Genomic DNA, 6,392 nt, shown 5'->3' with positions numbered 1-6,392 from the left:
GACGCCAAGGGCGTCATCCAGATCTTCAACGTCGGCGCGGAACGCATGCTGGGCTACACGGCCGCCGACGTGATGAACAAGATCACCCCGGCCGACATTTCCGATCCGCAGGAAGTGATCGCGCGCGCCAAGGCGTTGAGCGTCGAGCTCGGAACCCCGATTGAGCCAGGCTTCGAGGCCTTGGTGTTCAAGGCCTCACGCGGGATCGAGGACATCTACGAGCTGACCTACATCCGCAAGGACGGCAGCCGCTTCCCGGCGGTGGTGTCGGTCACCGCCCTGCGCGACGATCAAAACGCCATCATCGGCTACCTGCTGATCGGCACTGACAACACCGCGCGCAAGCAGGCGGAAGAAGCGCTGCTCAAGGCGGGCGCTTTGCAAAACGCGATTTTCAACAGCGCCAACTTCTCGAGCATCGCCACCGACGCCAAGGGCGTCATCCAGATCTTCAACGTCGGCGCGGAACGCATGCTGGGCTACACGGCCGCCGACGTGATGAACAAGATCACCCCGGCCGACATTTCCGATCCGCAGGAAGTGATCGCGCGCGCCAAGGCGTTGAGCGTCGAGCTCGGAACCCCGATTGAGCCAGGCTTCGAGGCCTTGGTGTTCAAGGCCTCACGCGGGATCGAGGACATCTACGAGCTGACCTACATCCGCAAGGACGGCAGCCGCTTCCCGGCGGTGGTGTCGGTCACCGCCCTGCGCGACGATCAAAACGCCATCATCGGCTACCTGCTGATCGGCACCGACAACACCGCGCGCAAGCAGGTGGAAGAGAAACTGCGGTGGACCGAGGAAAGCTTTCGCTTGATGGTAGAGAGTGTGACCGACTACGCCATCGTGATGCTGGATCCGGAGGGGCGCGTGGTGAGCTGGAATGCCGGTGCGGAAAGAATCCATGGCTACTCTACGGAAGATATAGTCGGCTGGCACTTCTCGCGGTTTTATCTTGAGGAAGATGTCATCAACGGCAAGTCCCAGCGCGACTTGGAGGCGGTGATAGCCAACAGCCGCTTCGAGGACGAAGGCTGGCGGGTGCGCAAGGATGGATCAAGCTTCTGGGCCAACGTGGTGTACACGGCGATTCGAGATCAACTAGGCAATCTGCGCGGTTTCGCCAAATTAACCCGCGACCTGACCGAACGCATGCAGGTTGAAGCCACGCTGATCGACGCCAAGTCAACAGCGGAAAAAGCCAATCTGGCGAAATCGGATTTCCTGTCCAGCATGAGCCATGAACTGCGCAGCCCGCTCAATGCGATCCTTGGCTTCGCCCAGTTGATGGAGTCCGATTCCCCGCCGCCAACGCCCTCGCAAAAGGCCAGCATTAAGCAGATTCTTCAGGGCGGCTGGTATCTGCTCGAGCTGATTAACGAAATCCTCGATCTCGCGGTGATTGAGTCCGGCAGACTGTCGCTGTCGCTTGAACCGGTGTCGCTGGCCGAAGTCATGCTTGAATGCCAGGCTATGATCGAACCGCAGGCGAAAAAACGAGGCATCCAGATGACCTTTCCCCAGTTCAACATCCCTTACTTTGTCAATGCCGATCGGACCCGGGTCAAGCAGGTTCTCATTAACCTGCTTTCCAATGCGATCAAATACAACCAGGCAGGAGGATCGGTCGTCGTGACTTGCACCGCAAGCGCTCCGGAGCGTATTCGCATTAGCGTCACCGATACCGGTGCGGGTTTGCCTGCGGAAAAGCTGGCGCAACTGTTCCAGCCGTTCAATCGTCTCGGCCAGGAAACCAGTGTCGAGGAAGGCACTGGCATCGGCCTGGTGGTGACCAAGCGACTGGTCGAACTGATGGGGGGCATAATCGGCGTGGAAAGTACCATCGGAGTGGGGAGTGTGTTCTGGTTCGAATTAAGCGTGGCCGCCCCGCCACAAATTGTGGCTGGCGCCGCCGAATTCACATCAGTTGCCCAAGCGCAAGATCACAACGGCGCACCATTACGTATGCTGCTCTATGTAGAGGATAACCAAGCCAACCTGATGCTGATCGAGCAATTGATTGCGCGCCGCCCCGATATGCGCCTGTTGAGTGCAGCGGACGCATATCTCGGCATCGAAATGGCGCGTGCGTTTCAGCCGGTGGTGATCCTTATGGACATCAATCTGCCTGGCATCAGCGGTATCGAAGCGCTGATGATATTGCGCGAAGATTCGGTAACGGCGCACATTCCCGTGGTGGCCCTCAGTGCCAATGCAATACCGCGTAATATCGAGAAGGGGCTGGAGGCGGGATTCTTCCGCTATCTCACCAAACCAATCAAGGTCAATGAGTTCCTGAACACGCTGGATGAAGCGCTGGAGTTCGCAGAAAAAGGAACCAGTCAGTGCAAATAAAGGAGTACGAATAATTATGACCAGTGCGTCCGACATTTTTAACGCCAGCATCCTGATTGTTGATGATAAGGAAGCCAATGTGCTTCTGCTCGAGCGTATACTGCACGATGCCGGCTATACTTCCATCACGTCTACGATGGATTCGCTTACAGTTTGTGAGCTCTATCGCAAAAACCGTTACGACCTGATCCTGCTCGATCTGCAGATGCCTGTAATGGATGGATTTCAGGTGATGGAAGGATTGAAGGAAATCGAACTGGATGGCTACCTTCCGGTCCTGGTGATCACTGCCGAACCGAATCACAAATTGCGCGCGCTGCAACTCGGTGCAAGAGATTTCATCAGCAAGCCGTTTGATCGGGTTGAAGTGCTGACGCGCCTTCACAACATGCTGGAAGTCCGTCTGTTGCACACTAAATCGAAGCACCACAGCCTGATACTGGAGCAGACGGTGCAGGAGCTACGCAAAGCAGAGTCTGGATTGCACGCTACTGAAGTGGCGTTGTCCGAAGAGAAGGCTGCACTCGACGATCACGTACTTCAATTGCAGCAGGCGAACGAACATCTGGTTGTCGCTACTATTGAAGCACTCACCTTGGCCGAAGAAATCGAAAAAGCTAAAGTTCAGATGGTCCATTTGGCCCAACACGATGCCCTCACCGATTTGCCAAACCGTCTCCTGCTGAACGACCGGCTTGCCCAGGCAACTGCGCTGGCGGACCGTCATGGCAAGCAACTCGCGGTGATGTTTCTGGATCTGGACCGCTTTAAACTCATTAACGACTCGCTGGGGCATACGGTTGGCGATCAACTGCTGCAGTCGGTAGCGGAACGCTTAATGGCTGGTGTACGTAACTCGGACACTGTATGCCGTCAGGGTGGGGACGAATTCGTAATACTGCTTGCCGACGTCGAGCACGCAGAAGATGCAGCGCTCAGTGCACAAAAAATACTCGATGCGCTAACTGTTCCACACCTCATCGATCAGCTTGAGCTTCACGTCTCAGTGAGCATCGGCATCAGCATCTATCCTGATGATGGTCAGGATGCGGATACCCTGATCAAAAATGCGGACACTGCGATGTACCACGCCAAGGAAAGCGGACGCAATAATTACCAGTTTTTCGAGCAGGACATGAACGTATTGGCTGTCGAGCGACACTTCATCGAGAGTGGGCTGCGCCTCGCCCTGGAACGGCAGGAATTCATACTGCATTACCAGCCGAAGATCAATCTTGAAACCGGAACCATTTCTGGCGTTGAGGCACTCGTACGCTGGCAGCATCCACTTCGCGGACTGATCATGCCTGAGCAGTTTGTCTGGATCGCCGAAGACTGCGGCCTTATCGTACTCCTTGGCACGTGGGTGCTGAGCGAAGCCTGTCGACAAGCCCAGGCCTGGCAGGATGCTGGCTTGCCGCCCGTACCGGTGGCGGTCAATATCTCCGCCGTGCAGTTCAGGCACAAGGATTTTCTGGGAAGCCTGACGGGTATCCTGAAAGATACCGGTCTGGCGCCGAGCTATCTCGAACTTGAGCTGACTGAAAGTGTGCTCATGCATGATGCAGATTCAACTGCCTCTGTACTCGAGGCGCTCAAAGCCTTAGGTTTGCGGCTTGCCATTGATGACTTCGGTACCGGTTATTCCAGCTTGAGTTATCTAAAACGTTTCCCGATTGACACCCTGAAGATAGACCAGTCGTTCATGCGTGATATCACGCACGCCACGACCGATTCGGACGATGCCTCGATCGTAGCCGCAGTCGTCAGCATGGGAAAAAGCCTCAATCAGCGCGTCATTGCCGAGGGTGTGGAAACACGCGAACAACTGGCATTCCTGCAGGCCCAGGGTTGTGGCGAAGGGCAGGGCTTTTATTTTAGTCAGCCGTTGTCTTCAGAGGAGTTGGTCGAGTTGCTACGGACAGGTATATCATCGGCCATTCTGAGTTGATGCCGGATTGATTACTTGTTGAGCAGGATCTCGGCCCGCAATATCTTCGAGGCCACGAAAGACTGTACGTATTACACCGCGTCTGATCTATGATCTTGTCCCGATTTCACGGACACTCCACTAAGCGACTTTTTTGGATTCAAAAGCTTCCGGGCTGATATAGCCTGATTTGTAGTGAAGCCTTTTCCGATTGCAATACACTCCAATACTTATACCGGGTTTTTAGTGGATTAAGCCGAGAGTATGTTGTACGGTGACAAGCTGTGAGGTCTTAAATCCAGTGTTAATAGGCATCTTTCACCCAGGAACGGCTTATGAATGACGCAATAGAACAGGAAGCCAACTTTTCCGGCAGGGTTAAATCGGTTAAAGGCAGTATCGTCGATGTGTCTTTTGTGACTGCATTGCCGGGTATCAATCAAATGCTGCTGGCTGGCGCTGGGCGGAATATCGTCCTCGAAGTTGCAGGGCATTTGACGGCGACTGACGTTCGTTGTATCGCTTTTCACTCTACCGAAGGCCTGGAGCGTGGCGCTCCGGTTGTCGGTTCCGGCGACTTTATTTCGGTGCCGGTCGGTGATGCGGTATTGGGTCGGATGATCAATGTGTTCGGTCAGGCTATCGATGGAAAACCGGCGATAGCCGCCGAGCAAACGCGCTCCATTTACCAGCAACCGTTGCCGTTGGCACAGCGTAGCGCCAGTTCCGAGCTGTTCGAAACCGGCATTAAAATCATCGATCTGCTTGTGCCGCTGGAACGGGGCGGCAAGGCCGGACTGTTTGGCGGCGCGGGAGTGGGCAAGACGGTGATTATTACCGAGCTGATCCATAACATGGCCGGTCATTACCGGGGCATCAGTGTTTTTTGCGGTATCGGCGAGCGTTGCCGGGAAGCCGAAGAGCTTTATCGAACCATGGATGAAGCCGGGGTGCTGAAAGATTCGACGCTGATTTTCGGCCAGATGAACGAGCCGCCCGGGGTGCGTTTTCGTGTCGGTCATGCCGCTTTGTCGGTCGCCGAATATTTCCGTGATGAATCCCGGCGCGATGTGCTGTTGCTGATTGACAATATTTTTCGCTTTATTCAGGCGGGCGCTGAGGTCTCGGGACTGATGGGCAGGATTCCGTCACGGGTGGGTTATCAGCCGACTTTAGCCACCGAACTTGCGGAACTGGAAGAGCGTATCTGCAATACGGTCAGCGGCAGTATGACCTCGATTCAGGCGGTTTACGTGCCCGCCGATGATTTTACCGATCCTGCCGCCACTCATGTTTTCGGTCATCTTTCCGCGTCCATCGTATTGTCCCGCAAGCGCGCCGGGCAGGGCTTTTATCCGGCAGTCGATCCGTTGGCTTCGCGTTCCAAAATGCTGAATGCATCGATAGTCGGGGAGCGGCACTATAAGCTTGCGGTTGAGGTGCGCCGGGTATTGGCCGAATATGACGAGTTGCAGGATATTATCGCGATGCTGGGTTTGGAAGAGCTCAGCGAAAATGATCGCGCCACCGTTAATCGGGCGCGGCGACTGGAGCGTTTTCTGACTCAGCCATTTGCCACGACCGAACATTTTACCGGTCGCAAGGGGAGTTTAGTCAGTTTGGCCGACACGCTGGACGGTTGCGAGCGGATTTTGAATGACGAATTTTCCGATGTGCCCGAACAGGCTTTGTATATGATCAGCCATATTGATGAGGTCAAACGATGAGGTTAAAACTGCTGCTGCCCAGTCAGGTTCTGCTCGACGAACCGGTGCAAAAAATAATCGCCAAAGCCCGGAACGGTTCGTTTTGTCTGGAGCCGCGTCATATTGATTTTGTCGCCGCGCTGGTTCCGGGGGTATTAACTTATGTATCCGAAACCGGTCAGGAGGTTTTTATTGCTATCGATGAAGGAACGCTGGTTAAATGTGGGCATAGAGTGCTTATTTCTACTTATAATGCGGTGATGGGCGATAATCTGGAGACACTCAGAGACACGGTGGAACAACGCTACCTGCAACTGGATGAGGCCGAACGCACTGCACGCTGTGCGTTGGCCAGACTGGAAGCCGGTGTGGTGCGCCGCTTTACGCAAATGCAAGGATAA

4 protein-coding genes are annotated in these 6,392 nt (G+C 54.9%); all 4 read left to right on the top strand.

Going from position 1 to position 6,392, the window contains the following annotated elements; all coding sequences use genetic code 11:
* On the top strand, positions 1-2,355 hold a 2,355-nt coding region (locus tag RW114_RS02905), incomplete at its 5' end, for a PAS domain S-box protein (RefSeq protein WP_340121210.1).
* 16 nt (positions 2,356-2,371) lie between these two features.
* On the top strand, positions 2,372-4,306 hold the full coding sequence (locus RW114_RS02900) for a GGDEF/EAL domain-containing response regulator (protein WP_340121209.1): 1,935 nt from the start codon (positions 2,372-2,374) through the stop codon (positions 4,304-4,306).
* Between the two features lie 314 nt (positions 4,307-4,620).
* Complete coding sequence (gene atpD, locus RW114_RS02895; RefSeq protein WP_340121208.1) at positions 4,621-6,012, top strand: F0F1 ATP synthase subunit beta; 1,392 nt, start codon at positions 4,621-4,623, stop codon at positions 6,010-6,012.
* The gene (locus tag RW114_RS02890; protein ID WP_340121207.1) at positions 6,009-6,392 is read left to right on the top strand and encodes a F0F1 ATP synthase subunit epsilon; all 384 of its coding nucleotides are present in this window, start codon (positions 6,009-6,011) and stop codon (positions 6,390-6,392) included. Before atpD ends, RW114_RS02890 begins: the two co-directional genes overlap by 4 nt.

Origin of the sequence: Methylobacter svalbardensis, from assembly GCF_037671525.1 — a bacterium.
Classification (GTDB): Bacteria; Pseudomonadota; Gammaproteobacteria; order Methylococcales; family Methylomonadaceae; genus Methylobacter_A; species Methylobacter_A svalbardensis.
This window is presented reverse-complemented; position numbering and strand designations above follow the sequence as displayed.